This window comes from Candidatus Neomarinimicrobiota bacterium, from assembly GCA_022573815.1.
Lineage (GTDB): Bacteria > Fidelibacterota > SORT01 > SORT01 > SORT01 > JACZTG01.
Genome location: JACZTG010000010.1, coordinates 1 through 26,008, shown reverse-complemented (window position 1 = coordinate 26,008; position 26,008 = coordinate 1). Strand labels below are relative to the sequence as shown.

Here is a 26,008-nt window from a genome sequence, read left to right as displayed (position 1 = left end):
ACTCCATTCTAATCAGAAATCGCTTCTTCTGGTGTCAAAGAGAGGCGTGACAAGCTTATAATCGCCGAATCCGTTATAGTCCTGGAAAACAAAATTTCTATTTATATCGTAATAATACCATACCTCATACGGTTTCTGGCTAATATCGAACGGATGTCGCTCAATGTCATTTGGAGAACCAAACAATATGTAAATCATTCCCATATCCGCTTTCCAACCATCCTGAAATGTAGCAAAATTTTCGTTCGTAAATTGAATTCTCTTATAATACTCGACCATAAGTTCGTTTCCATCGGACTCGGGAGAAGGGTCTCGTTTTTTCCAAAATTTAGTGAATAATTGTCTTTTTAATTCATTTTCGGAAGATAACATTTTCTTCATTTCCCCTTGTGTCGCTATATATCTAAGATATTCCACTGCTTTATCAAGGTCTGTGATCGTTTCGGACATACCAAACCATCTTACACGAAACGTCTTACTTTTTGTTACCTTATTCTTCCCTTTTCCCACTTCTACAACGAATTTGTATCTATTGAATTTTAGATTATCATGTTTAATGGGAACGTAAGTTTTCACTACTCCATCAACAGGCTCTGCTGAGAATATCTCCGAGTATATTTCATTACCTTCAATATCGGTAACGATATTCCTAATATTTATTTTCTTTTTCACTCCATAAATTTCGTAATAGGCTTTAAAAGCTGATGATTCGCTTATAAATGCGTTAGAAATATTAGGCGTAAGTTCTACATCTCCCGACTCGGATATAGCTAAATAATCAAGTAGCAAAATATCGCTTATCGAAAGCCGTTTTCCATAATTAGGAACCGCTAAGGTCATTCGTCTGAAACCTGTCTTTCGCGTATCAATATCCATAACTCCGATATTGATTCGGTAGTTATTTTGCCTTATGAGGAAACTTGTTTTTAATATAGAAAAATCTTCCCTTGAATTGGTGTCGAAAAAATCACTCACCTTGATGGTATCTCGTATAACTCTTCCTTCCTGTCGGTCTCCCGATTCATTAAATAAGGTTATTGATAGTTCGTATGTTGCCTGAAAAATATCCTTATTTTTAATAAATTGAAGTTCATCGTAGGCTATTTTGAGATAGACATCGAGATTAGTTAAGTCTTTTTCCGCTGAGGCAGTTGTAATAGTTTCAATTTGGAAATTGGGTACATTCGGGGTTTCTGACTGAATCATTTCTACCTGAGCGAATAAATTTGTAACACTAATGCTAATTAGAGCAATCATTAAGTTAATCCGTATAATTTTCTTCATTTTAACAATCCTTATTAAAATAAGTTAACTAATTATCTGCTCGACCCGGTTTATTCCATTGAAATTGTGTTAGTCCATAATTGGTACCTATCCAAATATAATCTTCATTAATATAAAATGCGTTAACAGAATTGTGAGAAAGTCCATCTGCGGTAGTATAGCTTCTCCATGAAGAATTTTCTCTATTATATCGCAATAATCCCAATGAAGTAGCAACCCAAATATATTTACCCATAGCATCTATCTTTCGAACATCACCTCTAAGTAGCGATGTATGAGATGGTAATCGTTTGTTTTCGCCGGTGATTTTATTTATTTGAGAGATCCCATCAATATCGGACATCAATATCAGATCCCCGCCGTCTGCTATATGAGTAACAATCCCTCCCCCCGAAGATTTTGGCGATATTACTTCGCCAAAGCTATTAAAATGTGTTATTGTCTTATCAGCAGTATTTATCCTATATGCTCCGGAAGTAGTCCCCACCCAGAGCTCCTGTCCAATTTTTGTCAGATCGCGAACAATTAAACTGCTGTTTTCAAAAAAAGCGGGGGTCGAAACTTTTTCTGTAACCGGATCGATAGTTTGAATTCCTCTTTCAGACCCGATCCATAATAGAGAATCGTAATACTCTATCGTGTTTACTCTGTTTGCCTTCAATCCATCAAACGCAGTGATTGAATGCCATTCGCCACTTTCGTTCTCGTAATAAATAATGCCTTCATCAGTCCCTATCCACATATTTTCGCCAACAGATTCCATAGTGTTTACGTTTAAGGAAAAAACAGCGCTCCCTGTATACTCTTCAAAATATCTCCATTCATTTTCTTCTACGCTCCATACTGATAATCCGTATTGCTCCCGACAATTAGCATAGCCTAATCTATTTATACCGGTTTGAACGAGAAAAATTTTTATTCCTCCAATCCATAGATTACCATTATTGTCCATTTCCACCGCAGTTACATAATTATTTAATATTCCGATATTTGAACTGCTTAATGTCTGAACATTGGAATTTCCTATAAACGCTCCCGAGCCGCACGTTCCGCCGTAATAGTTTCCTAAATCATCAATAATAGCGGCGGTAACTTCGTATTCTCGTAAATGCCCATCAATAATCCTACCCAATCGATTATCCCCGTAAAATTCAAATCCATCGTTCATAAAAAAAAGAACATCGCTTGATGAAGCCTGCGCACTCTTTCCATACCATTTTATACGTGAAGGAGGAGTAAATGTTTTGTTTTTTAAAAAGCCCGATAATCGATCCACCTCTATGAAACCTGAACCCGTTTCTAACCAGATACTATTTTTACTTTCTCCGATGGAAGTGATTATTTCTCTGTTGAACATATTAAGTTGATCGAATCGGATATTTGTCACATTAAGGTAAGGCAGTTCTATTCTGCTTAACCCCTTAATAGTAGCGGCCCAGAGGATCCCGTTAATCTTGTCTTCCCCGATAGCTGTGATCAGGTTATCATCTAATCCGTCAGTTTTGTTTATCGGAGTTCCCCACTCGTTTCTAAATTTATTATATCTGATTATTCCATTAGTGGTTCCGAAATAGACATAATTATTCCCATCGCTAACGCTCGTAATGATCCTCGAATTTAAATAAGTGACCCAATCGTCCGCATCGTAGATAGAATTATAATTTTGAGCGGCTACAGGCCGAATTAACAGGAGAATAGAAAATATGACGAATAAAGATTTCGACAGTTCAGAAATCAGAAATCCTAATTTGGCGTTATTCGCCTGAGCTCTCCAGGTACTCTCTGAGTTTTCTAATTTCAACGGGAACAACACCCACCTCTTCGCAAACGATACCGGATGATAAAGCTGCTATATGCGCAGCATCCGCATAACTGGCTCCGGCTGTAAGAGCCAACGTAAACGATGCTATAACGGTATCCCCGGCACCGGATACATCTGAAACACGACGAACACGGGATTGAATTTGCTGAACAGAGCCATTCTTCTGGAAAAGAGTCATACCCTCTTTGCCCTGCGTGATAAGAACACACCCGCATTCCATTCTATCAAGAAGTTCTCTTCCGGCTTTACGAACATCGCCCTGAGTCTTGATGGTCATCCCGAGCGCTTTTTCTGTTTCCATAATGTTCGGTTTAAAAAGAGAACTTTTTTTGTAATTAAAAAAATTCTTAATTTTTGGATCAACCGCTAATATTTTATCGTTCGCTATACATTTTGCAATTATTTTGTCAATAAGTTCACTGTCAATCACGCCCTTATCGTAATCCTGTATAATAACCGCGTCCAGATCCCTGATTATACTATTGAGATAATCGATAATTTTACGTTGTGTTTCCTCTCCAATTTTCCCACTGCCCTCCCAATCCATACGAACCACATGCTGACCGTTTGAAATAACTCTCTCTTTAACAGTAGTCACTCTCGTAGAATCCGTGAATATTCCTTCTGTAGGGAGATTTTCTGTCTGAACTTTTTTCCTTATCATTTCACCCGCTTCATCATTACCTACTACTCCAATCAGAACGGGTTTCGCCCCGAGAAAATACAGGTTATTGAATACATTAGCCGCGCCGCCGAGACTTTCCGAAGTTGAATCAATTTCAACCACAGGAACAGGGGCTTCAGGCGACATACGAACATGACTCCCCCACCTATACCTGTCGAGCATCAGATCTCCGATAACGGCGATCCGCTTGCCTTTTGATTTATTAATAATCTCTAATAATGTATCTTTATCATACTCCATCTAAAACAGCATCCTTATTTTTCATTATAATGGATTGATTATCATTCTTAAGTAACGAATTTCCAGTCATTTCGTCCGGTATGTCTAATCCGAGCAACTCTAATATTGTAGGAGCAAGATCGGCTAATCTGCCGTCATCTCTTATTCCGGTTAGACTGTTTACTCCTGCAAGGATAAGAGGAACAGGATTGGTCGTGTGCGCTGTATGAGGATATCCGGTATCATCATCAAACATCAATTCTGCGTTTCCGTGATCCGCCGTGATGACGCATGCGCCGCCCTTTTCAAGCATCAATGGAACAATATTTTTCAGACCTATATCCACGGTTTCTACCGCCTTAACAGCAGCTTCAAATGAGCCTGTATGCCCTACCATATCGCAATTTGCATAGTTAAGAACTATAAAATCATGTACCCCGTCTTCGATGGCATCGCAGACATTCGCTGTTATCTCCTCAGCGCTCATCTCAGGCTTCAGGTCGTATGTAGCGACTTTTGGCGATTTGACCAATATCCGTTCTTCATTTTTGAAAGCAGTCTCATTCCCTCCGTTAAAAAAATAGGTGACATGAGCGTATTTTTCCGTCTCCGCAACTCGAAGTTGTGATAATCCTGCGTTTGAGATTACTTCACCTAAAATTTCTCGCAAGTTTTCAGGTTCAAACGCAAATGGCTGATTGAACTTTGCATCGTACATGGTCATTGATGCATACTTAAATTTACGTCTTGGTCGTTCAAATTCTCTAAAATCCGTTGATAAAAGCGCGTCTGTCATCTGTCTCATCCGGTCAGCTCTAAAATTAAAAGCGATAATACCATCCCCATCCCGAAGAGTCGCCACCGGTTTACCAGCCTCAAATATTGTCGAAGGCAATATAAATTCGTCTGTGAGGTTATCCTCATATGCTGATGCAAATACTTCAAGAGGTGAAGAAAATTTTGTTCCTTCGCCATTTAATAAAGTTTTGTAAGCCTCTTCGGTGCGGTCCCATCTATTGTCTCTATCCATCGCATAATATCTACCGGAAATTGACGCAATTCTTCCGATGCCAAGTTCTTCGGTTTTTTCGATTATCTTTCGGACGTAACCTTCTCCTGATTTTGGCGACGTATCTCTTCCATCTGAGAAAAGATGCAGAAACACATTTCCGAGGGATTTTTGTTTTGCCATTTCTAACAAAGCGTCTATATGATTCAATCTACTGTGGACACCGCCGTCAGACAGTAACCCCATTAAGTGAAGAGCCGTGCCCCTTTTTTTAACCACACTCATCACTTCTGTAAAAACATTGTTATCGAAGAATGATTTATCTTCGATGGCATTATCAATTTTTACAAGCATCTGATTAACTATCCGTCCCGCACCGATGTTAAGATGCCCAACCTCTGAATTCCCCATCATTCCATCAGGCAAACCCACATCAAAACCGGAACAATTCAGCGTAGTATTGGGATATTCCCGGAATAGGTTATCCAAAGTAGGCGTTTCGGCAGCTTTTACGGCGTTATAATTCTCTTCGCTCCGAAGACCGTAACCGTCTAATATTATTAAAATAACTTTTTGCATAGGTTCAAAATAAGAATATTTACTCTATTTATACCCAAGTTAACCTGTTTAATTTACTTAGGCGATTAAGCAGAGTCAAGCGTTATGCTTGTTTTAGCTAATTCTGACGGCAGTATTCAGCGGGATAATAAAAACTTCCGTCACTTCTTACCCGGAATTATAAGGTGAAGCCTGCCCGACATCTGCCAGCGGGCAAAACCGAAAGTTTAATGCTTTAAACTATATATTCGCTTTTTCAGAAGAGACTTCTTTTTCTCCGTTATCCGCTGAGATTTCTTCCCTATTTTTTCGGCTGTTTTTCCAGAGTAACAAGATGCCCATGAGGATAAGGAAAAGTGCAGGAATAGTTCTGTCGCCATAGAGAATACCGGAAGCAATGTAATCGTTTATTTCCAAAAAGAGGTATCCTCCCGCTACAATGAAAATTAGTCCGGGAATTGCCGATGTATAATCAATCGGCTTCAATGGAATAGTTGCAAAAAACGCTACGCCGATACTTCCAAGATAAAGAGGCCAAACTTCCGTCAGATAGGGATGAATTATTCTGAATTCCTGAAATATATTGATACTCCCGAGTAAAGTCAGGAATGTTCCCCAAAAAACCAAACCGCGCCTGTTTTGTCTGTATCCATTTAGAAGCATAAGCGCTCCAAATATAGCCATAGCCCACATTCCCAGCTCACCTCTTATCATACTTCCGAATCCCATTTCTTTTACCAGCCAAAACACACCGATGAAAATAAGAATCGTGCCAAACACTTTTGAACCTTGTCTCCTTTTAGTCATTGGTTTCCCCTCCGGATTCTATAAGTGAACGGCTCTCAGGCAAAGCAATTATCAAAATAATATACGCCAGCAGACCAAATCCGCCTGTAGCAAGTGTACCGATTATCCAGAGTAATCGGACTATCGTAGAGTCAATTTTAAAATACTCTCCAATCCCCCCGCATACACCGCTGATTTTTCTGTCGTAAACAGAGCGAGTTAGTTTGTTTGATTCGCCGGAATCGGAGGACTCATCTTTAGTAGAATTACCTGTTTTATCTTTTTCGCCTGAGGGCTTCAACAGCAGCCACGCGCCGAGAGCGATAATAATTATCGGGATGAACATCCCTCTAAAACCGTGCCACATCCAGTAATGATTTATCCCTCTAAATCCGAAATCTGATATTAAAAACAGTATTCCGAGTATGATAAGCAATGCTCCCCAAAAGCCGGCAGTACTTTTTTTCTCTACCTTCGCTTCTTTTGTCAGGACATCCCCGTTGTCGGGAAATATCAGAAGACCCGCAATATATATGATTATACCGCTTCCGCCGAAAAGCGCCATTACAACAAACACGATTCTGACGATTGTGGAATCTATATCAAGATATTCAGAAATTCCCCCGCAAACGCCGCCTATCATTCGGTCTCGCCGCGATTTATATAATTTCTTCACATCGCTTTGAGGCGGTTTCTCTGATTTTTTCTTTTCTTCCTTTTTCTTCGTCTCTTTCCCAGCCATTTTATTTACTCCGCTATTACATTTCTAATTTATTCAGTCCTAATCAGTTACGGAGATAAAATCTCATTTGTTTCACATTAGTTCATCTAAATTAGCGGAACGAAATTCACTACTCCGTGTTTTTCAGTCTTGAATCCCATTTTATTTTTGCTGAGACAAATAAGCTCCTGATCGATTTCACCCACAGGAATTATCATCTTACCTCCGATTTTCAGTTGGCTTACAAGCATTTCCGGAATAGACTTTGAAGCTGCCGATACTATGATTGCATCATAAGGCGAGTTGGATTTCCAACCCAGTTTTCCATCTCCATTCTTTAAATAGAGGTTTTTATAATTCATCTTCTTCAATAGGTCTTGGGCAGACTCGTAGAGAGCTTCACGTAACTCCACGGTGTATATTTCCGAAACTATATTAGCTAATAATGCTGCTGCATAACCCGAACCTGTTCCAATCTCAAGCACTTTCGACGTATCATTTAGATATGCCAACTCAATCATAAGCGCTGTCACATAAGGTTGACTGATAGTTTGATTATCTTCTAACGGCAATGGTTCGTCGAAGTAAGCCTGCTCTTTATAAGTATCTTTTATGAAAAGATGTCTCGGCACATTGAGCATCGAAGAAATTATCGACGGATTTTTGATTCCTCTGGCAACAATTTGCAATTCCACCATTTTTCGCCTTCGAGAGCGATAGCATTCTTCCTCGGCAGCGGTCTCTGTCAAATCTGATGGAAAAAATTTCAATTATCACTCCATTAATGCCAAAAGATGCTCTTTTATGCTACGCCGAAGAGAACCGAGATTGTAGCCCCCCTCCAAAACGGACACTATCCTTCCCCCCGAAAATTCATGCGCCCATTCCTTCACGATGAGCGTCATCTCTCTGTAAGCGTCGTGCGTGAGATTAATGCCTGAAAGCGGGTCGTCTCTATGGGCATCGAATCCCGCTGATATAAAAATTATATCCGGTTCAAATTTTCTTATTTCAGGCTCAATTTTTGTTTTAAATGTTTTCAGGTAATCAGAATTTCCCGAACCTTTACTCATAGGGTAATTCAGGGTTGTGCCGTAGCCTTCTCCTTCCCCTTTTTCGTTGATTGCTCCGGTTCCGGGGTAATGCGGAAATTCATGAAGGCTTACATAAAGAACATTAGGGTCCTTTTCAAACAAATGCTGAGTGCCGTTACCGTGGTGCACGTCCCAATCCAATATAACCGCTCGAACCAATTCATATTTACGCGCGTGGATAACTCCCAGCGCTACGTTATTAAAAAAACAAAACCCCATAGACCTGTTTCTTTCGGCGTGATGACCGGGAGGACGAACGGCACAAAAAGCATTTGATATTTGTTCCTCCATAATCTTATCCACGGCAGTGACAACGCCACCTGCCGCAAGCAGAGCAACCTCATAACTCTTTTCATTTATGCCGCAGTCAAGTTCATCAACATAAGTCTTTCCGGATTCGCATGCTTCCTTTACACGGTCAATATATTCCCTATCATGAATTTTTGTGAGCAGCTCCATCTGAATGCTCTCAGGTTCATAATGTGTCAATTTATCCCAGACTCCTTCATGTTTCAGGTGGGAAAGAAGAGCGGTCAGCCTGTCGGGTCGTTCGGGATGAGCGTCACCCGCGCGATGCTCTAAATACTTTGGAGAATAAATGAAACCTGTATCGGAAAATGATACATCAAATGTTTTTCTCTCCGGAGTTTCCATCTCATCCATTAAACGCATTTTCAATTGACCTTGTCAGATCTTTAAAACTTAATTTATCCGTTGAAACTAATTTCACTATTTCTTCGGCATTCATTTTCTGTCCATATTTCCATAAATTCCTAAGCCTCTCCCCGCTGGACGGATTCCGAAACCAATCATCGCCTCCTTCTTCGGTCATATACGCATTCAGAGATGATTGCAGCATCCATGCCCGCAAATACCTGGCGCAATAAAATTCAGAATCCACATCGTTGAGATAATTGACCGGTTCATATTGTATTTTCGTCGCTTCGGTCAATATTGATGAATAGGCATCCGGCATATCCTCCAAAACAGAGTTCCCGTGCAGCTCTTTTTCGTAAATAAATTTCGCGCAATATCGCCTGAGCATATATAGTTCCAACAGATTCGCCATAATAAGATAGTCCTTCGGATTATCCATTCGCGCCACTTTTTTGAGCCACTGCTTATTCAGGGTGAGATGGTCGAATAACATAGCGAAACTTTCCGTTACGGAATTATCCCCAAGGTATCTGTTTTCCATTGGAAGGGTTGCGTCCACATGAGCGTAGTGCATTGAGTGCCCGAGTTCGTGCAAGAACGATTGATAATCGGATAATCCGCCTTGAGGCATAATAACGAGAACGATATTGTCCGGCACGGAAATTGGGGCGCAGAATGCTCTTGGAGTTTTCAGCGGACGGTCATCAGTATCGATTTTGATATTACCCTCTCCGTTCATCGAGAGTCCCATGGAAGAAATAAATTTATCTACTCTTCCAAGCAGTTCGCCAGCGGGAAAATAATCGTCGTATCCGCTCATCCGAAAGAGATATGGGGAATCATACGTCTTCGTGTCATTTAAGTCTAACCCCATATGCTTTTTGAAAGCCCATTGAGCCACATCGGTGTACATTGATTCCGTGTCAGCGAGAAATGTTTCGCAGTCAACTACAAACCCATCAAGATCAAGACCCGAAATGTGTGAAATAAGATCAGTATATGTATCAAATCCAAATTCCGATGCCGCGCTGTGAACCAGCTCCAACGCTTCTATCCGCATCGGATTATCTCTGTCAACAATCTTGTGAACACCCCTCTGAATAGATTTACGCTTCTTCCTGTCAGATTCATTCTTAATCAGAAGCGGAGCCTGACGATATGGAGTGTCTTTGCCCTCAAAATCGAATGTGGAAGTCGCCTCAAGCTGTAAAAGAGTGTCGGTTAATTTACGGGTAGAAAACCCTTGATAAAGCGAATAGATAAATTCTAATAATTGAAATTGTTCGCGACTGCTGCCGTCTTCCGAACTTGATTCAACTAATTCTGTTATAAGTTCTTTCGAGGACAGGTCTTCGTATTTCTCGTAAATTGCAGAAAGATTACTTTCTTCTTTCAGACCTGCGGCGGATAGGTAGTATTCTTCAGATATTTCATTGAAGAACGATTCAGCTCTATGGGAGATTTTATCTATCTCCATCAGCTATCTAATCTTTGAGGTAGCTTGCGACTGCCCTGTCTACAGAGTCAAATGTTTGGAATATAGTCATGAGCTGCGTGATCATAAGAAGGCTTTGAACCTTCTCGGTGGTATTTGCTAAACGGAGGTCTCCACCCGTATTACGGGCAGAGGTTAGAGAACCCATAAGCGCTCCAAGTCCGGAGCTGTTCATCCATTTAACTTTGGCGAGATCAACAACAATTTTATCAATTTTGTCGGCAAGTAGATTTTTAACGTATTTTTGTAATTCAGCGGTTTCAGGACCACCCATCATTTTCCCGGACAATGACAGAACAGCCACATCTCCCTCTATCTTTTCCTTAATTCGCATCTACTTCCTCCAAATAACAATTAATTGTTTAACAATATAAGGTTTTAAATTACCTATCTGCAAAAGTAATTGCAAGCGAAAATCAATTAGGCATCAACAAGTTAAGGAACTGGTCTCTTTCATTGGATATTCTCTAACAGCCACGAATGACAAAGTAGCGCGGGTCAGGGCTTGCCTGTCCCGCCAATGGCGGTGGCCCTGACCGCACGACATCTTTTTAATAATTCTTTTACTTTAACAACAACATCTTCTTCGTCTCTACAAAATCACCTGCCTGCAACCGATACAAATAAACACCGGAAGCGGCATCAGATGCGTCCCAAACAATTTCATGAAATCCCGGCTGCATACCCGCCTCGCTAAGTCTTCGAATCTCTTCGCCAAGAATATTATATATCAAAAGCGTTACATCGCTCCGCTCAGGCAATGAAAAGCGGATGTTCGTCACCGGATTAAAAGGGTTCGGATAATTTTGTTTAAGCGTAAATTTAGTCGGAATGTTATATTCCTGTTTATCAATGCCTACCAAGGTACCCCAGTTATCCCCTCCATCGGTTGTACGCAGTATAAGATTATTTTTACCCAGCACCCAACCCGTCAACGTGTCTACAAATGACATTGCAAACAGGTCGCTGAATGTCCCAGATTCCTGTATTTTCCATTTATGTCCCACAGAATCAGTCATAGCTATCAGCCCTGAATCACCCACTACCCAGCCATGTTCTTCGCCAATTCTTTCTGACGCCTTCAAGCCATTGTGAAAAGAAATTAGATTCGATGGAAAGCCATCTAAATCTTCGCCCCTATTGGCAACGAAGGAATGGCCACTACAAGTTACATTTTCGTCCATATAAATATCTATGCAGGATCCGCCGACGATCAATGCTGATGAGTCATTCCATGAAGTTATCATAGTATGCGAATAACTACTATTTCCAGTGATAATCCAACCGACGAGTGTAGTATCAAAAGAATTTCCACCATCAAGTGTTCTGAAAAGATAGGCGTTCGATTCAAGCACCCAAAAAATATCAGTTTCCAAAATCTCTAAATCTTGCAAATGTGAAGATTGCGAAAGACCATTCAATTCTTCCCATGAAATTCCAGCATCTGTAGTTTTTCTGACAGCATTGCTACTCAAAGAATATCCTATACTGTCATCAATAAAGTGAATATCAAGAATCGTTTCATCAAATGAAGCTGATCTATCCTGCCAAGTCTCACCGGAATTTATCGTGGAAAGAATAATTCCTTTTTCGCCGCCCACCCAACCAGTCGCAGAATCAATAAAAAACAGTGTAGTTAAACTTTCAATAACATTTGTTGGAGATTTATTCCAGGAATTACCTCCGTTAGTGGTACGCGCAATAAATCCGCTGTCGCCGATCACCCATCCGTTTTGAGCGTCAGTAAAGAATATGTCGCTTAGTTCCTGAGTAATTTCGGGATCGCTTTGAGAGAAAGCCTGCTCCGGGAGAACCAGAAGTGAAATTACTCCGGTTATCAGAATAAGTGATATAAGTTTTTTATTTATCATAATCTCACAAAAAATATTTCCCGAGAAACCGTAAGATGATATAATAATTTAGATTATACGTACCATTATAGGGTTATATTCTCCAATGTCAAGAAATAGAAGATTGCCGCGTTTTCCATCCCCCGCCTCTGGCGGGGTTCGGACTCCTCGCAAGCCCGTCATATGTCTGACGGGCCACTTGATTACATTCCCACAATAAAGCACCATAGAGTATCTTCATTTCTTGCATTTCGCCGGCTCTTAGATTATTATTTATCCTATGGGAGAAAAGGTAGTAGCCACTAACAGGAAAGCTCGCCACGATTATGAAATCCTTGAGACTATAGAAGCGGGTATTGTTCTCACAGGAACTGAGGTAAAATCATTTCGTGACGGTAAAGTGAACCTGAAAGACTCGTATGCGGTAATCGAAAAAGAAGAAGTATTTCTTATCGGCGTATATGTCAGTCCTTATTCGCATGGTACCACAAAACCTCATGAACCTGAACGAAGGCGTAAACTTCTTCTTCATAAGATGGAAATTATGAAGATGAAACGGAGTATGGATCAAAAATCGCTTACTATTATCCCTCTGAAAATTTACTTTAAGGGTGGCAAAGCGAAAGTACTGATGGGAATGGCCCGCGGAAAAGCTAAATATGACAAACGGCGCGACATCGCAATAAGAGACTCGAAAAGAGAAATTGCGCGCGCTAACAAAAATCGATTTTGACATATTAAATTAAGGTAAAAATGGAAAAGGGATTCAAAGAACAAAAAGATATTATCAGGAGAGGAACGGAAGAAATTCTGCCACCTGCCGAATTCGATTCTCTCCTGAAAAAGTCTATCGAAACGGACAAACCTCTCAGAGTTAAACAGGGATTTGACCCCACCGCTCCCGATATACATCTCGGACATACAGTATGTCTCAGGAAACTGAAACAATTTCAGGATTTAGGTCATCAAATCGTTCTGATAATCGGCGATTATACCGGAATGGTGGGAGATCCGTCAGATAAAAGCGAGACGAGACCGCGGCTTTCTCACGAAGACGTTATGGCGAACGCCGCAACCTACGAAACGCAATTCTTTAAAATTTTGGACCGTGATAAAACTGAAATTCACTACAACGGCGAATGGTTCAAAGATATGAAATTCACGGAAGTAACCGATCTTGCAGCAAAATATACCGTTGCGCGAATGTTAGAGAGAGACGATTTCAAAAAACGATTCAAAAGCGAACAGCCTATCAGCATTCACGAATTCTTTTATCCTCTAATGCAGGGATATGATTCCGTTGCCATAAAATCTGATATTGAAATAGGCGCCACAGAACAAAAGTTTAATCTGCTGATTGCGCGTAAAATTCAGGAAGAATACGGAGTTAAGCCTCAATGCGTTCTTACAATGCCGGTACTGCCGGGAACTGACGGAACGAAGAGAATGAGCAAATCCACCGGGAATTATATAGGTATAGATGAACCGCCCAACGATATTTACGGCAAGACGATGTCAATCCCTGATGAGCTCATATACACATATTTCGAGCTCGTTACCGACAGCTCGCTTGAGAAGCTCTCCGGGATCAAAGAACAATTGGAAAGTGATAGCGTGAATCCAATGGAATTAAAGAAAAAGCTGGCCCGGGAAATAGTTGCTCTTTATTATGGCGAAGAAACTTCGCTTGATGCGGAGAAGGAATTCGGCAATATATTCAGCAAAGGAAAAATCCCGGACGATATGCCGGAAACGAACGCTTCGGAAGGCGACCTGATTGTGGATATTATGGTGAAGAACAATATCACCGCTTCCAAAGGAGAAGCTCGCAGGCTTATTATTCAGGGAGCTGTTCGGATAAACGGAGATAAAATCTCCGATAAAGACCAAACCCTTTCTAACGAAAAAGAACAGATTTTGAAAGCCGGCAAGAGAAGGTTCCTACGAATCATAATGAGCTAACCTGTATTAAATATCCCGGGAGCAATTGCAGCTGATGAAGAAAATCGTAACTATCTTTATGTTCACCGTTATACTCTTATTGAATTGGACTCAAGTCAAATCACAGACTCCTTCCCAACCGAAATCCATAATTCTATTCATCGGCGATGGGATGGGCGTTTCACAGATAACTGCGGCGGTGATGATGGGAGTTGGAGATAATTTCCTTCGATTCACAAATGGAGGCTTGTCAGTTACCCGTTCTTCACGTTCATGGTTAACTGACTCAGCTGCCAGCGCTACTGCTTTAGCATCCGGTAAAAGAACTTACATCAAAGCCATCGGAGTTGATGACGACAGAGTTCCGTTGAAGAATATCGTTGAAATCGCTCGGGGATACGGGATGTCAACAGGATTGGTCGCTACATCCAGCATAACACATGCCACACCGGCATCATTCGCCGCACATGTAGAATGGCGTGGGGATGAGATGGAGATTGCAAGACAGCTTTCAGAATCAAATGTGAATGTCATCATCGGAGGCGGACGAAAGTATTTTCTTCCTAAAAAGGAAAACGGCGCAAGAAAAGACAACAGAAATCTTCTTAACGAAATGGCGGGTAGGGGTTTTAAAGTAGCATACAATATGGACGATCTTTTCAATCTTAATTTTGAAAAAGTGGAAAACTTAATCGCCCTCCTTGATCACAACGCAATAAATAAAAAAGAGCATCCTGAACAAAATCTCTCCGATATGACAGATGTGGCGATCAAAATTCTCAGTAAGAACAAGAATGGATTTTTTCTGATGGTGGAAGGTTCGCAGATAGATTGGGAGTCTCACGATAATGAGTATGAGAAGATGCTTTTCCAGATGAAAGATTTCAACGATGCTCTCGGTATCGGATTGGATTATTTAGAATCAAATAATGATATACTAATTCTTGTTACGGCGGATCATGAAACGGGCGGCTTATCCCTTCATCAAGGAACTGATAAAACGTCTAATTTCAATCCCAAATGGGCAAGCCGCGGCCACACGGGTGAATTCGTCCCTATCCTTTCCGCGGGAGCCGGTAGCGAGCTTTTCGGCGGAATATTGAATATAGCGGAGATTGGCGAAATATTGATTGAACTGCTCGCCCATCGTTAAGGATTTGTCCTATAGTAAGCCGCATTACGGATTTCAGGGCACTTTTTCGCCATATTCCACACGTGAAATGAGATAAATTAAGATTTATTTAGAAACAGACGATAAAATAAGTAAAGAAAAGTGAATAATGAGAAGAATAGTTGCATATGTAGTTGTGCGGTTATAATATTCTCTACATATAGAGATGATAAACACCGATTTCGGTTTATAGGAGAACGTTAAATGGCTAAAGAATTTACAGACGAGAATTTTGAGCAGGAAGTTTTAGGCTCTGAAGTGCCTGTACTTGTTGACTTTTGGGGGGAAGGCTGCGGTCCGTGTGTGGCTATGACTCCTGTTTTAGAGGAACTCGCAGCCGAATATAAAGAAAAAGTGAAAATTGGAAAAGTTGATGTCTATGCTAATCCGAGCATTTCCTCGCGATATGGGATACGGAGTATTCCCAGTTTTCTGTTTTTCAAAGATGGTGAAGTTCAGGAAACGATAATAGGCGCCCGTCCAATAAGTTTTATGAAAGATAAATTGGATTCAGTTATTTAGCTGATTTTTACAAAGTAGTTTCTTACATTATAAGGCTCATCTTTTGGTGAGCCTTTATTGTATATTAGTATTATTATGCCAGATATTTCTGAAATAAAAAATGCACTTCGGAAGAGGTTCGCTGAAGAGAGAGCAAATCTTTCGTTCGATGATATGAATCAAAAATCTGAGGAGATTTTAAATTATCTTTCTTCGCTTCCCGAGTATAATGATTCAGCCACTATTTATACTTTTATCGGCAGTCTCCCCGGAGAGATACAAACGATTATGTTGGCAGCGCGGGCGCTTTCCGAAGATAAAGCAATTATCGTTCCCGTGTATCACGGAAATGAAGCACCTCCGTCTCACTCTATCCTGCGAAGTATTAATGCGTTGGAATTTTCTCCCTTCGGTATCATGCAGCCTTCTCCTCAGAATGACATCCCTGTTCCCATCAGTGATTCAGATTTAATTATAGCTCCCTGCCTCGCCGCTGACAGAGATGGGAACAGACTTGGAATGGGTAGCGGATTTTACGATAAGATTTTGACCGAAGTGGATGTTCCGGTTATCGTTATCGCATACGATTTTCAAATCGTCAAAAATTTGCCAACTGAATCGCACGATATGAAATTCGATATATTAATCACCGAATTAGGAGTGAAGAGAGTCTCTGAGTGAGCTATCAACTCCGCAGCAAAGCAGCAAAAATAGATTTACTCCTTGAAGACGCTTATGGCGTACCGAAAACAAAGAAAAACGTAAACGTTCTCGACGAACTTATACTCACCCTCCTTTCTCACAATACAAACGATATTAATCGGGATAAGGGATTTGCCGAGCTAAGGAAACAATATCCCACGTGGGAAAAAGTACTCGCAGCTCCGCGAAAAAAGATAGAAAATGCTATTAGAATAGCCGGGCTTGCGCCAGCAAAATCCGCTTATATTAAAGACACGCTCAATTTTATCAAAAAAAACTGGGGTAAACTGAATATAGACTGGATTTGCGATAAAGACCCTGATTGGGTTGAAGAAACTTTCACACAGGTAAAAGGTATCGGAGTAAAAACGATAAATGTCGTCCTTTCGTTTGCCTGCGGTTCAGACAGGTTTCCCGTTGATACGCACATCAACAGGATTTGCTCTCGTCTGGGATTTGTGCCGGAAGGTTCGTCGCCCGAGAAAACTTACATTGCTATGTCCTCAATCTTTCCAAAAGGAAAAGCCTATTCGTTTCATATTAATATTATCACACATGGTCGTCAAACGTGCAAAGCCCGGAATCCTCTTTGCGATAAATGCAATTTGAGGCGGTTTTGCCGTTATTACAGAAACAGCGTTAAATCTGCTAAGTCTGCCGTTCAATAAACTTGTTAATTTCAGATATTTTATTAAATTTCAGGGTGAACAGGAAAGATCAGAAAGAATTAGACAATGCTCACTGAAAATCTTGATATTAAATCCATTAAGGAAGAACTGTTTAAACGGAAATCTCCTGATTTAACGGTTTTCGATATTGATGCGAACGCCGAACTGATAAGAGATATTCTTCTTCTTAAAAAAAAGCATAATGTTCTTATGCTTGGCCATAACTATATGGAACCGCTGGTTTTCGGATTATCCGAGGAATCGGAAAGAGGAGATTCACTCGGACTCAGCATTATCGCATCCAAATCGGATTTTCCATATATTATTTTCAACGGCGTTCCATTTATGGCTGAAACCGCTAAAATGCTTAATATGGATAAACGCGTCTTCGTTGCCGATAAAAGCGCCGGATGTTCTCTTGCCGATGATTTCAGCGCTGATGACGTTCTCGCTTTAAAAAAACAATATCCGGGCATTCCGGTTATGACTTATGTAAATACTTATGCGGATGTGAAGGCAGTTAGCGATGTTTGCTGCACATCCGCCAACGCCGCCGATATAGCGCTCCATATGCCTGGCGACAGCATTATTTTCGTTCCTGATCTGTATTTTGCGCAAAATCTCGAGAATGAATTAGCCGGCAAAAAGAAAATTATCTATCCTAACGGGAATGGAGTAAAAGGCTCAATCTGCGAAGTCCATGAAATGTTCACGTTAGATGACATTCTTACCGTGAGGAAATCTTTCGAAATAGATAAAAGCGATGCCGACAAAATGATTTATGTCCATTGGGAATGCAAACCCGAAGTTCTTGAAGAAGCGGATTTCTTCGGAAGCACGACTCAGATAAGAATGGATATTGCCCGGCGGGTGGCGGAAGGAACCTTAAAAAGAGCGTTTATAGCATCGGAATGCGAGCTTACCTCCAATCTTATGCAGGAATTTCCTTCCGTGAATTTCTGGACAGCGTGTTATGTAAGGTGCCAACATATGGCGAAAGTTACGCTTAAAGGGATTTATGATATTCTATATGCTATTGATGCCGGCAAAGACTTGTCGGAATACGAAATCATACTTGACGAAGAAACTGCCGCAAAAGCAAATCTCGCTGTTACCCGCATGATGGAATTGTCTGTTTAACTCTTAAACGAAAAAACAGACTCCACCACTATTCTATCTTTTAATATCTTAAAATTCTGTCTCACAGTCGTGATTTTAATGATTTTCTTTTTCCCTTCCGGTAAATCTACCGTTACACTCTTTTGAAGCGGCTTCGGTCCCTCAAACTGAAACTTCGGCTTATAAAATTTCGCAAGGTCAATTGTAGCCACTTTAACCCCGAATATCTTCACATCGAACTTCGCCTCCCTCACCTTCACAGAAATTAGATTTCTAACGGGATCAAAATTCACGTCCACAGAACCGGTAACTTTTTCTGTAAACTTAATCCCTTTAGCCTTTATATCGGCGACAGCGTAAAACGTGGCAATACCGGGCTCAAGGTCTATTCGGGCGTTACGTATCTTCCAGGTATAGCTGGTTTTTATAAATGCTTTTTTGAATTTTCCGCTTCCCGATATACTTCCGATTGCATCCAGGAACTTATTGAATGTGGCTTCGTGAAGTATTATTTGAGCGTCTTGAGCCGCTAATGAATTAAATGATATAAATAGACCAACAATTAACAGTGAAATTCTTCTCATAATATTTCCTTTTTTTATAAATAATTTATTATTGGAACGGAGTAAATTTATCAGGCTACACGGTTCAGCCGTTCAGGCGCTTTGGACATCCACAAACTCCAGCGTCAATAGATTGCTGCAATCCGCGCACACTAAGTTTTCATAAGTTTTTTCGGTGTCCAACACATATACTTCAATACTTCCACACGCATCGCATTCCGTAGTCGGCAACGTTATTTCCTTTTCAGGTAGCAAATACTCTGAATTAAGTGGGGATTTATCACCTGCTGTAGTGGCAAGCTCAAATGTCGTCAGACATTTTCCGCACACATGATTGAAGCAGCATTCAGGTTCACAGGAATATACGATTCCATCTGACCCGCAATTGGGACATTTTACCGTGATAAGGCTTAATTTTATTTTTTCCATAATATCCACGCCTCTGCTGAATGAATTTCCTTTTCTGATAAATCAATTCCTTTGACCTCCACCGGAATTATAATATTATCCGGTTTTTCAGACGACAGATAATTTCTTATGTTAACATCGTGATTCTCATTTGTTAGAATATCCTCTCCGACCCAAAGCCTTACTTTAAGATCAGAAATTGCGTTGCCATTGTCAGGCAGCTTTCCCCTGCTGATATTTACCTGATAAACGGTAGAAGGTTTATCCCCGCTATTATACTCGGCGGTAACCGATTCAACCGGAACAGCGACCCAGGACAGTTCTCTGTTTAATTGCGAAAAGAATAATGATTTCATACTCATTTGATTTATAAAATCGTTATTTTTTTTCGGCTATCCAAAGTTCAGTTGAAATTCCCGAACCGCAAAACGGACAAAAATTTATTCCCATATAAGTTTTGCTTTGGTACTCATCGTCCTTATTGGTTAGAAAATACTCCGTGATGACGGTATTTCGCACAACGCCATCCTCTATCGCTTCACGAGGAAGATTTACGAGCATTCCCATTTCGTTTGCAATTTCATGATCTTTACAACAAAACAATTATATAACTCCTCCCTGACAGATAAGGATCAGCGTTTTGATTATCATATAATATACAATAAAAATTTTATTGATATTTATATAATACTTTTCTTATTTTCACTGTCAATTCACACCTTGTGTAATTAAAACGTCTTCAATTACTTCAGCCGGAATGAAGATACCAAAATAAGATAGGAGAAAACATGATGAGAATTATAATGGGAGCGTTAATTGTTTTTCTTTTAATCGCAGGATTTTCGCCCGTTGCAGATGCACAGCTGCCAAACCCGGGAATGACTATTGACACCGAACGCACCGCTCTTGTAATCACAGACCCGCAAAACGATTTCCTTAGCCCTGACGGCGTTACGTGGGGAGTTGTGGGCGAAAGCGTCACAGCAAATAATACGGTAAAGAATCTTGAAACTTTGTTCAGAGTGGCTAATAAAAATGGCGTACCATTATTTATTTCACCACACTATTACTATCCCACCGATCATGGATGGAAATTTGTAGGCGCCCTCGAGATGTTAATGCATAATATCAATATGTTCGACAGAAAAGGCGCTCTCAATTTAGATGGTTTTGAGAATTCCGGCGCCGATTGGCTTGAGCAATACAAAAAATATATTAATAACGGCGCTACGGTCATAACAAGTCCGCATAAAGTTTACGGCCCGGAAACAAATGATCTTGTACTTCAGCTGAGAAAACGTGGGATAGATAAGGTGATTTTAGCGGGTATGTCCGCTAATCTTTGTGTTGAAGCCCATATGCGTGAACTTCTGGAACAGGGTTTTGAAGTTGCCGTGGTAAAAGACGCAACTGCCGCTGCTATTGTGCCTGACGGTAACGGATACGAAAGCGCTCTGGTAAACTTCCGTTTTATCGCCAATGCTGTCTGGACAACTGAAGAAGCTGTGAAGAACATCAATGACAGTTACAGTAAGAATTAATATACTCTGATTTCTATTTAGGGAGATAATTATCAGTGTTGATTATCTCCCTATTTTTTATGCTAATTATTCGGCTGACGAAATTAATCAAGGAGTTAACTTATGCCTCAATCCCGACGGAAGATATTTTTTGTCGTTCCTATAATCTTTCTTGGATTATGGGTGGTCTTCAACCAATCATCCTCTTCGGTAAACGCAGATAAAGATGATCTCCCATCCGCCGTTCTCGGAACTGCTCCCGCTCCAAAAGGGGAATCAGTTAACTACTTTGAAGAAGACGACAAAACGACCGGCTATATAGTTGCTCCTGATACGAAAGGTAAAAAACCGGGCTTATTAATTGTCCATGAATGGAATGGATTGAGCGATCGGATCAGACAGATGGCGGATAACCTTACGGATGAGGGTTATGTTGTTCTTGCAGCGGATATGTACAGCGGAAGACAGGGATATTCAAGAGAAGAAAATATGGCTCTTATGAGCGAGACGCGGGCAAAACCCGACGTAATGGTTCGGAATCTTGATGCAGCGGCAAAACTGCTTCGAAGCCGGGACGATGTTTATGTAGATAAGATCGGCACGATGGGATGGTGTTACGGCGGCGGAGTCGTCTTGAGTTACGCTATCGGCGGCGAAAATCATGAAGCCACAGCTATTTTTTACGGCAGTTTAATTGATGACCCTGAGAAATTGAAGCAAATCGGACATGATGTTTTAGGAATCTTCGCCGAAAATGACGGCGGTATTCCCCCTTCAGATGTCAGAAAATTCGAGAAAGCTCTTAAGAAGGCTGGCATTCCGAATGAAATTCATATATACGATGATGTGGGGCATGGATTTTTTCTTTGGTTAGACAGAAACCCGGACGGTAGAGATGCGGCGATAGATGCCTGGAAGCAGCTTAAGAATTTCCTTTCGAGAACACTTGGTTAGTTGAATTCACTGTTCAGTTAAAGAAAAACCTCTAAGCAAATGCTTAGAGGTTTTTATATGCTCTTGAAAGATTAAGCGGGACTCAATGCCCTCTATTATTTTTCATGAACTATGAGTTAATAGTCTGTCTCTTAACTCGCTACAGTAACGTCAACAGCCTGTGGTCCTTTCTCGCCTTCACTCATCGTGAATTCGACTTTCTGACCTTCTTCAAGGTTGCGGAAGCCTTCTGATTGAATGGAGGAGTAATGCACAAATGCATCCTCGCCACCTTCTCTCGAAATGAATCCGAATCCTTTTTGGCTGTTAAACCATTTTACTGTGCCTGTTTCGCGATCTGCCATAATTTAATATCTCCTATTTTTGGCATATTGTTTTACAGTGTATGAAAAAATAATAGAAATTGTACCTAATGTCATCCGAGATGATTCTTGAAAGGTATGTCTAATTTACTACTTTATGCTTCCTTCATACTTCCTTTTTTATTGCACAAGCAATATATATACACGCATTTCCTGAATGCAAGAGATATTTTGCTTTTTTCATATTTGTCAACTTTTAATTGTTTAGGCAATTACCGGAGGAAGTCACGAACATACTAAATTTTCAGGATGAATATCATATATCAAAATGGTCCTTAAGAATTTCTTAAAGACCATTTATGATAATATATTTTGAATGTCATTCCTGCCGGAAAACAATCGCATTGGCAAGGAGCAACCTCAGAATTCAGATAATATTAACCGAGATACGCTCTCAGTTTCTTGCTGCGCGATTTATGACGGAGCCGACGTATAGCTTTTTCTTTTATCTGACGAACTCTTTCGCGCGTAACGTTAAACTGTTCTCCGATCTCATTCAGAGTCAGAGGATATTCTCTTTCAATACCGAAGTAGAGCCTGATGATCTCCCGTTCCCTGTCTGTGAGCGTATCAAGCGCTGACGCTATCTCATCCTTAAGAGATTCAAACATCAAATCGTTGTCGGGAGGGCTTTGACCTTCGTCTTCGACAACATCTATGAGTGAGTTTTTCTCACCGTTCCTAAATGGTTCGTCCAGAGAATTATGCCGTTTCGACATCATTATCGTGTCGGAAACTTCTTCAGGTTTCATTTCGAGCTTTTCGGCGATCTCAACTTCATTCGGTTGCCGTTCAATGATCTGTTCGAGCCTGTTGGCGATTTTCGTGACTTTACTGATGGTTCCCACTCTGTTCAGCGGCAGACGAACAATTCGTGAGTGTTCGGCTAATGCCTGCAATATTGATTGTCTTATCCACCAAACCGCATAAGAGATAAATTTAAATCCTCGTGTCTCGTCAAACCGTTCGGCAGCCTTGATAAGTCCAAGGTTACCTTCATTTATCAGGTCTGTCAACGGAAGTCCCTGACCCTGATAATTTTTTGCTACACTTACAACAAAACGTAAATTGGATTCTGTGAGCTTCTTTAGAGCATTTAAAGATTCGTCTTTATCTTCTGACCGCACTAACTTTGCGAGCCTGACTTCCTCTTTCGGTTTTAACGGTTCGTATTTTCCGATCTCTTCCAAATATTTTGAGAGAGATCTGTTTGCGTCCATCCCAATTTTCTTAAGTCTTTCTGCCATTTTCCATGTCCCCTGGAGTTTAAAATTTAAATTCTAGCTATCCTGAAACTTTTCCGTTAACTGTTAGTTAAAGATATGAATCGGGTGTTCAAATAAGTTATTCTTGACCGCGGAACCGTGAAATCACCCTCTTTTTTCATATTTTTCTTTCGCAACCTCTAATTATAAGCATAATAATCGCTTATATCAAGCATTTTCTGCTTTTTAGACGTGAGTTATGTGAGATTAGTTGTTATTACACATAACTATTTTAGTTGAGAAGTATAGCTGAAAGGATATCCATAGTATCTTAAAGAGCGATGTTTGCGACCTTTATTTGGCTTGAAAGGTAATATATGTTTTTTAAAACTTAGTCGGATTCTAAAAACCTGATTGTTTCTCATCCGGTCTAGATATTGTAATTGGGATGTGTTACTTTTATACTTATTTAAGAGAGCAAATCCTGAGGTCCAACAAAAGCTTCCAAATCGACGGTTTAATTTATTTGTACCAACAGACATATATACAAGCTTACTTTCAAAGCTAGTTTTTATATGTGCTGATGATTTATTTGTGGTTGGAATTTTACCTTTGATAATCTCTAAGATTTTGTCAGCAATATCCTTCTGCTTGTCTCGTTCTTTAAGCACTGATGATTTTCTAACCCTAATAAGATTATCATGGCGAATTTGGTAGCCAAGAAATGACAACCACGGAACCACATTTAATCTACCATTTCGTTTTCCCCAGATATATGGGTGCTTTGATTTTAATTTATAATAAGACTTATCATAAACTTTAATAATTTCTGGTTCATGTATAATAAGATTTTTCTCTTGAATAACAGATTGGTCTCTTTGAAAAGCTAATTTACACTGTTTTTCGTCTCGATGAAGAATAACCATATCATCACAATATCTTGCGTAAAACAGATCATTGTCTTTTCCCTTTTGGATTACTTTTTTATCAGCTGCATCAAGAACTAGATTAGCAATCAAAGGAGATAGTGCGCCTCCTTGCGGAATTCCAATTTCTTCTTTATTTACGTTATAATAAATATCTCCTAGTTCATGCCTCGGCCAACTTAATCGACCTGAAATTCCTTTTTCTTTTTTCCATCTATCAAACTCGGGAATAGCAACATTCGCAAACGTGTATGATTTCAGAAACGAATAAAACAATTTTATTGCTCTTGAATCTATATATATTGCTTGATGATTTAATCTATTCATCGCTTCGTTCAATGAGTTAATAGCTACATCATGGTGAATGGTATCAAAAAATTTCTTTATGTCACATTCAGCGACCCAAATATCATTCCCCCCAAATTTAGAAGAATAATTGATAAGATTTTCAACTGCGGTATGATGAGTAGGCATGAGATTACTTCCTGACTTAGCACGGAAGGCATAAGAATTATCAAGAAAAAGTGGATCGAATATTGTTCTCAAATATTTTGCCACTGATCCAATTATTACTCTATCTTTCAAGGAATATTTCGCCAAAGGTCTATATCGATCACTATCTTTTCCCTTTGCTATGGGCAAGATCTTCGGAGTTTCAACTATATGGTCAATATCTTGCAACACTGATTTTCTTACATTTGAAATAAAGAATTCGAGATTTCCAAACCACGCTTCTCTCTTAGATTTCCTTACACAAAATTGTCTATTAATAGCTTTCCTTATAGACAATTTATAAACATCTGACGATATCATTGATTTTCGTGTTAATAAATTTGGCCTAACCCACCGTGATCGAGGCGGCATAACATTAATTACTTCCGAATCTGTGATACTTGGGTATTTTGCTCGATAATTTAAATTTTTATAGTAATATGTATTATGACGTTTTTGGGCTTCTGATACTCGAATAGCTATAAGGGATTCAATAATGCTTCGCTGAGATAAATATGGTTCAAATAATTCACTCATAATATATTTATAATTAGATGGGGTAAGTTGCAATGGCTAATATTACTCCGGAACTTGGTAAGTTCACACTTATAGTAGAACTTACCCGCCCTTAGCATCGGAGCTTGGGCAAGCATTTTCACCCGATGTTATATGCAACCAACTGCGTTGCTCACTGCTATTACACCAATTATTAAAGATTTTGATTTTACGTACTTTTGATTTAAGCAATATAGTAAATTACGCTTAATTTGCAATACGTTTTTTAATAATCAATGAATTTATTAATCTGTCTAAATAACTATTTACTGAATTCATATATTCCGAATTACTTGATTTGAATATCTATGAATATATATTCCACCCTCCTCTTTAGCACACCAAAAAAAACTTTTAGTCACCTTCTTCGTAAATAAATTATTTACCAACATTCGAGGTGTATATTGAAGAAGATCCAAGCAGTATGTTTTGCAATTATTTTTTTATTGGGCTCAACGGCTATAACAGTCGCACAATCCGATTAGGATATTATCGCAAAGCTATATAAATTGGACGGTATAAAACTGAAATGGCCGAACACTGTTCAGCGGGAACTCCATTCCTATTTTAGAAGTACCATCTTCCGTGTTTGGACGAAGTTGCCTGATTGGAGACGGTAGAAATAAATTCCCGATGAAACATTTGATGCGTCCCAATTGATATTGTGATTACCTGCCGTCTCGACACCATTTACAAGTCGCGCTACCTCCTGTCCGAGAAGATTATAGATTATCAGCGAAA

General features: G+C 39.9%; 28 protein-coding genes and 1 pseudogene. 9 read left to right on the top strand and 20 right to left on the bottom strand.

The window, feature by feature from the left end; translation table 11 throughout:
* Positions 1-12 precede the first annotated feature (12 nt).
* The 12 genes and pseudogenes from IIB39_05750 to IIB39_05695 form a co-directional block, all read right to left on the bottom strand.
* Positions 13-1,284 (bottom strand): GWxTD domain-containing protein, encoded by a 1,272-nt coding sequence (locus tag IIB39_05750; GenBank protein MCH8928205.1) that lies wholly within the window; start codon positions 1,282-1,284, stop codon positions 13-15.
* A gap of 28 nt (positions 1,285-1,312) precedes the next feature.
* On the bottom strand, positions 1,313-3,085 hold the full coding sequence (locus IIB39_05745; protein MCH8928204.1) for a hypothetical protein: 1,773 nt from the start codon (positions 3,083-3,085) through the stop codon (positions 1,313-1,315).
* Positions 3,039-4,031 (bottom strand): bifunctional hydroxymethylpyrimidine kinase/phosphomethylpyrimidine kinase, encoded by a 993-nt coding sequence (locus IIB39_05740; GenBank protein MCH8928203.1) that lies wholly within the window; start codon positions 4,029-4,031, stop codon positions 3,039-3,041. Before IIB39_05740 ends, IIB39_05745 begins: the two co-directional genes overlap by 47 nt.
* On the bottom strand, positions 4,021-5,598 hold the full coding sequence (locus IIB39_05735; GenBank protein MCH8928202.1) for a 2,3-bisphosphoglycerate-independent phosphoglycerate mutase: 1,578 nt from the start codon (positions 5,596-5,598) through the stop codon (positions 4,021-4,023). The genes IIB39_05740 and IIB39_05735 overlap by 11 nt, the downstream gene beginning before the upstream one ends.
* Before the next feature lie 219 nt (positions 5,599-5,817).
* Positions 5,818-6,384 (bottom strand): hypothetical protein, encoded by a 567-nt coding sequence (locus IIB39_05730; protein MCH8928201.1) that lies wholly within the window; start codon positions 6,382-6,384, stop codon positions 5,818-5,820.
* Positions 6,377-6,709: a PspC domain-containing protein gene (locus IIB39_05725; GenBank protein ID MCH8928200.1), complete on the bottom strand. Its 333-nt coding sequence runs from the start codon at positions 6,707-6,709 to the stop codon at positions 6,377-6,379. Before IIB39_05725 ends, IIB39_05730 begins: the two co-directional genes overlap by 8 nt.
* Positions 6,710-6,865: 156 nt before the next feature.
* Positions 6,866-7,105: pseudogene (locus IIB39_05720) on the bottom strand (PspC domain-containing protein).
* An 86-nt stretch (positions 7,106-7,191) separates the two neighbouring features.
* The gene (locus IIB39_05715; protein MCH8928199.1) at positions 7,192-7,782 is read right to left on the bottom strand and encodes a protein-L-isoaspartate(D-aspartate) O-methyltransferase; all 591 of its coding nucleotides are present in this window, start codon (positions 7,780-7,782) and stop codon (positions 7,192-7,194) included.
* A 75-nt stretch (positions 7,783-7,857) separates the two neighbouring features.
* On the bottom strand, positions 7,858-8,832 hold the full coding sequence (locus IIB39_05710) for a histone deacetylase (protein ID MCH8928198.1): 975 nt from the start codon (positions 8,830-8,832) through the stop codon (positions 7,858-7,860).
* Between the two features lies 1 nt (position 8,833).
* Positions 8,834-10,312, bottom strand: a complete 1,479-nt coding sequence (locus IIB39_05705; protein ID MCH8928197.1) for a hypothetical protein — start codon at positions 10,310-10,312, stop codon at positions 8,834-8,836.
* A 7-nt stretch (positions 10,313-10,319) separates the two neighbouring features.
* The gene (locus tag IIB39_05700) at positions 10,320-10,664 is read right to left on the bottom strand and encodes an STAS domain-containing protein (protein ID MCH8928196.1); all 345 of its coding nucleotides are present in this window, start codon (positions 10,662-10,664) and stop codon (positions 10,320-10,322) included.
* Between the two features lie 229 nt (positions 10,665-10,893).
* Positions 10,894-12,201, bottom strand: a complete 1,308-nt coding sequence (locus IIB39_05695) for a T9SS type A sorting domain-containing protein (GenBank protein ID MCH8928195.1) — start codon at positions 12,199-12,201, stop codon at positions 10,894-10,896.
* A 259-nt stretch (positions 12,202-12,460) separates the two neighbouring features.
* On the opposite strand from IIB39_05695, the gene smpB reads away from it, so the two are divergent.
* The 7 genes from smpB to IIB39_05660 all read left to right on the top strand — a co-directional run bounded on the left by smpB (position 12,461) and on the right by IIB39_05660 (position 18,303).
* Positions 12,461-12,913 (top strand): SsrA-binding protein SmpB, encoded by a 453-nt coding sequence (gene smpB / locus IIB39_05690; protein MCH8928194.1) that lies wholly within the window; start codon positions 12,461-12,463, stop codon positions 12,911-12,913.
* A gap of 20 nt (positions 12,914-12,933) precedes the next feature.
* Entirely contained in the window at positions 12,934-14,142 is a 1,209-nt protein-coding gene (locus IIB39_05685; protein MCH8928193.1) for a tyrosine--tRNA ligase, read from the top strand.
* Between the two features lie 34 nt (positions 14,143-14,176).
* On the top strand, positions 14,177-15,274 hold the full coding sequence (locus tag IIB39_05680; GenBank protein MCH8928192.1) for an alkaline phosphatase: 1,098 nt from the start codon (positions 14,177-14,179) through the stop codon (positions 15,272-15,274).
* A gap of 222 nt (positions 15,275-15,496) precedes the next feature.
* A complete protein-coding gene (gene trxA, locus IIB39_05675; GenBank protein MCH8928191.1) occupies positions 15,497-15,814 on the top strand; it encodes a thioredoxin in 318 nt (105 codons plus the stop codon).
* A 75-nt stretch (positions 15,815-15,889) separates the two neighbouring features.
* Positions 15,890-16,474 (top strand): 5-formyltetrahydrofolate cyclo-ligase, encoded by a 585-nt coding sequence (locus tag IIB39_05670; protein MCH8928190.1) that lies wholly within the window; start codon positions 15,890-15,892, stop codon positions 16,472-16,474.
* Entirely contained in the window at positions 16,471-17,163 is a 693-nt protein-coding gene (locus tag IIB39_05665; GenBank protein MCH8928189.1) for an endonuclease III, read from the top strand. The genes IIB39_05670 and IIB39_05665 overlap by 4 nt, the downstream gene beginning before the upstream one ends.
* Positions 17,164-17,229: 66 nt before the next feature.
* Entirely contained in the window at positions 17,230-18,303 is a 1,074-nt protein-coding gene (locus tag IIB39_05660; protein ID MCH8928188.1) for a quinolinate synthase NadA, read from the top strand.
* Here IIB39_05660 and IIB39_05655 read toward each other — a convergent pair.
* The 4 genes from IIB39_05655 to IIB39_05640 all read right to left on the bottom strand — a co-directional run bounded on the left by IIB39_05655 (position 18,300) and on the right by IIB39_05640 (position 19,856).
* Positions 18,300-18,866 carry a hypothetical protein gene (locus IIB39_05655; GenBank protein ID MCH8928187.1) on the bottom strand — a complete coding sequence of 189 codons (567 nt, stop codon included), beginning with the start codon at positions 18,864-18,866 and terminating at the stop codon, positions 18,300-18,302. The two genes, IIB39_05660 and IIB39_05655, sit on opposite strands and share 4 nt — an antisense overlap.
* A 72-nt stretch (positions 18,867-18,938) precedes the next feature.
* Positions 18,939-19,274: a hypothetical protein gene (locus IIB39_05650; GenBank protein MCH8928186.1), complete on the bottom strand. Its 336-nt coding sequence runs from the start codon at positions 19,272-19,274 to the stop codon at positions 18,939-18,941.
* A complete protein-coding gene (locus IIB39_05645) occupies positions 19,262-19,609 on the bottom strand; it encodes a hypothetical protein (GenBank protein ID MCH8928185.1) in 348 nt (115 codons plus the stop codon). Before IIB39_05645 ends, IIB39_05650 begins: the two co-directional genes overlap by 13 nt.
* Positions 19,610-19,631: 22 nt before the next feature.
* On the bottom strand, positions 19,632-19,856 hold the full coding sequence (locus IIB39_05640) for a hypothetical protein (GenBank protein ID MCH8928184.1): 225 nt from the start codon (positions 19,854-19,856) through the stop codon (positions 19,632-19,634).
* A 185-nt stretch (positions 19,857-20,041) separates the two neighbouring features.
* Between IIB39_05640 and IIB39_05635 the strand changes: the two genes are divergently transcribed.
* Entirely contained in the window at positions 20,042-20,794 is a 753-nt protein-coding gene (locus tag IIB39_05635) for a cysteine hydrolase (protein MCH8928183.1), read from the top strand.
* A 102-nt stretch (positions 20,795-20,896) separates the two neighbouring features.
* Positions 20,897-21,727: a dienelactone hydrolase family protein gene (locus IIB39_05630; GenBank protein MCH8928182.1), complete on the top strand. Its 831-nt coding sequence runs from the start codon at positions 20,897-20,899 to the stop codon at positions 21,725-21,727.
* A gap of 131 nt (positions 21,728-21,858) precedes the next feature.
* Here IIB39_05630 and IIB39_05625 read toward each other — a convergent pair whose 3' ends face one another.
* The 4 genes from IIB39_05625 to IIB39_05610 form a co-directional block, all read right to left on the bottom strand.
* Entirely contained in the window at positions 21,859-22,071 is a 213-nt protein-coding gene (locus IIB39_05625; GenBank protein MCH8928181.1) for a cold-shock protein, read from the bottom strand.
* A gap of 395 nt (positions 22,072-22,466) precedes the next feature.
* Positions 22,467-23,336, bottom strand: coding sequence for a sigma-70 family RNA polymerase sigma factor (locus IIB39_05620; protein MCH8928180.1), 870 nt, complete (start codon positions 23,334-23,336; stop codon positions 22,467-22,469).
* Between the two features lie 245 nt (positions 23,337-23,581).
* Entirely contained in the window at positions 23,582-25,282 is a 1,701-nt protein-coding gene (locus IIB39_05615) for a group II intron reverse transcriptase domain-containing protein (GenBank protein MCH8928179.1), read from the bottom strand.
* A 547-nt stretch (positions 25,283-25,829) separates the two neighbouring features.
* Positions 25,830-26,008 (bottom strand): T9SS type A sorting domain-containing protein (locus IIB39_05610; protein MCH8928178.1); only part of this gene is annotated, 179 nt, incomplete at its 5' end.

What these genes read in the sequence shown, in the direction of transcription:
- IIB39_05750 (MCH8928205.1), bottom strand. Translation starts at nt 1,284, where the DNA reads ATGAAGAAAATTATACGGATTAACTTAATGATTGCTCTAATTAGCATT.
- IIB39_05740 (MCH8928203.1), bottom strand. Translation starts at nt 4,031, where the DNA reads ATGGAGTATGATAAAGATACATTATTAGAGATTATTAATAAATCAAAA.
- IIB39_05735 (MCH8928202.1), bottom strand. Translation starts at nt 5,598, where the DNA reads ATGCAAAAAGTTATTTTAATAATATTAGACGGTTACGGTCTTCGGAGC.
- IIB39_05730 (MCH8928201.1), bottom strand. Translation starts at nt 6,384, where the DNA reads ATGACTAAAAGGAGACAAGGTTCAAAAGTGTTTGGCACGATTCTTATT.
- IIB39_05725 (MCH8928200.1), bottom strand. Translation starts at nt 6,709, where the DNA reads ATGTTCATCCCGATAATTATTATCGCTCTCGGCGCGTGGCTGCTGTTG.
- IIB39_05715 (MCH8928199.1), bottom strand. Translation starts at nt 7,782, where the DNA reads ATGGTGGAATTGCAAATTGTTGCCAGAGGAATCAAAAATCCGTCGATA.
- IIB39_05710 (MCH8928198.1), bottom strand. Translation starts at nt 8,832, where the DNA reads ATGGAAACTCCGGAGAGAAAAACATTTGATGTATCATTTTCCGATACA.
- IIB39_05705 (MCH8928197.1), bottom strand. Translation starts at nt 10,312, where the DNA reads ATGGAGATAGATAAAATCTCCCATAGAGCTGAATCGTTCTTCAATGAA.
- IIB39_05700 (MCH8928196.1), bottom strand. Translation starts at nt 10,664, where the DNA reads ATGCGAATTAAGGAAAAGATAGAGGGAGATGTGGCTGTTCTGTCATTG.
- IIB39_05695 (MCH8928195.1), bottom strand. Translation starts at nt 12,201, where the DNA reads ATGATAAATAAAAAACTTATATCACTTATTCTGATAACCGGAGTAATT.
- smpB (MCH8928194.1), top strand. Translation starts at nt 12,461, where the DNA reads ATGGGAGAAAAGGTAGTAGCCACTAACAGGAAAGCTCGCCACGATTAT.
- IIB39_05685 (MCH8928193.1), top strand. Translation starts at nt 12,934, where the DNA reads ATGGAAAAGGGATTCAAAGAACAAAAAGATATTATCAGGAGAGGAACG.
- IIB39_05680 (MCH8928192.1), top strand. Translation starts at nt 14,177, where the DNA reads ATGAAGAAAATCGTAACTATCTTTATGTTCACCGTTATACTCTTATTG.
- trxA (MCH8928191.1), top strand. Translation starts at nt 15,497, where the DNA reads ATGGCTAAAGAATTTACAGACGAGAATTTTGAGCAGGAAGTTTTAGGC.
- IIB39_05670 (MCH8928190.1), top strand. Translation starts at nt 15,890, where the DNA reads ATGCCAGATATTTCTGAAATAAAAAATGCACTTCGGAAGAGGTTCGCT.
- IIB39_05660 (MCH8928188.1), top strand. Translation starts at nt 17,230, where the DNA reads ATGCTCACTGAAAATCTTGATATTAAATCCATTAAGGAAGAACTGTTT.
- IIB39_05655 (MCH8928187.1), bottom strand. Translation starts at nt 18,866, where the DNA reads ATGAGAAGAATTTCACTGTTAATTGTTGGTCTATTTATATCATTTAAT.
- IIB39_05650 (MCH8928186.1), bottom strand. Translation starts at nt 19,274, where the DNA reads ATGGAAAAAATAAAATTAAGCCTTATCACGGTAAAATGTCCCAATTGC.
- IIB39_05645 (MCH8928185.1), bottom strand. Translation starts at nt 19,609, where the DNA reads ATGAAATCATTATTCTTTTCGCAATTAAACAGAGAACTGTCCTGGGTC.
- IIB39_05635 (MCH8928183.1), top strand. Translation starts at nt 20,042, where the DNA reads ATGATGAGAATTATAATGGGAGCGTTAATTGTTTTTCTTTTAATCGCA.
- IIB39_05630 (MCH8928182.1), top strand. Translation starts at nt 20,897, where the DNA reads ATGCCTCAATCCCGACGGAAGATATTTTTTGTCGTTCCTATAATCTTT.
- IIB39_05625 (MCH8928181.1), bottom strand. Translation starts at nt 22,071, where the DNA reads ATGGCAGATCGCGAAACAGGCACAGTAAAATGGTTTAACAGCCAAAAA.
- IIB39_05620 (MCH8928180.1), bottom strand. Translation starts at nt 23,336, where the DNA reads ATGGCAGAAAGACTTAAGAAAATTGGGATGGACGCAAACAGATCTCTC.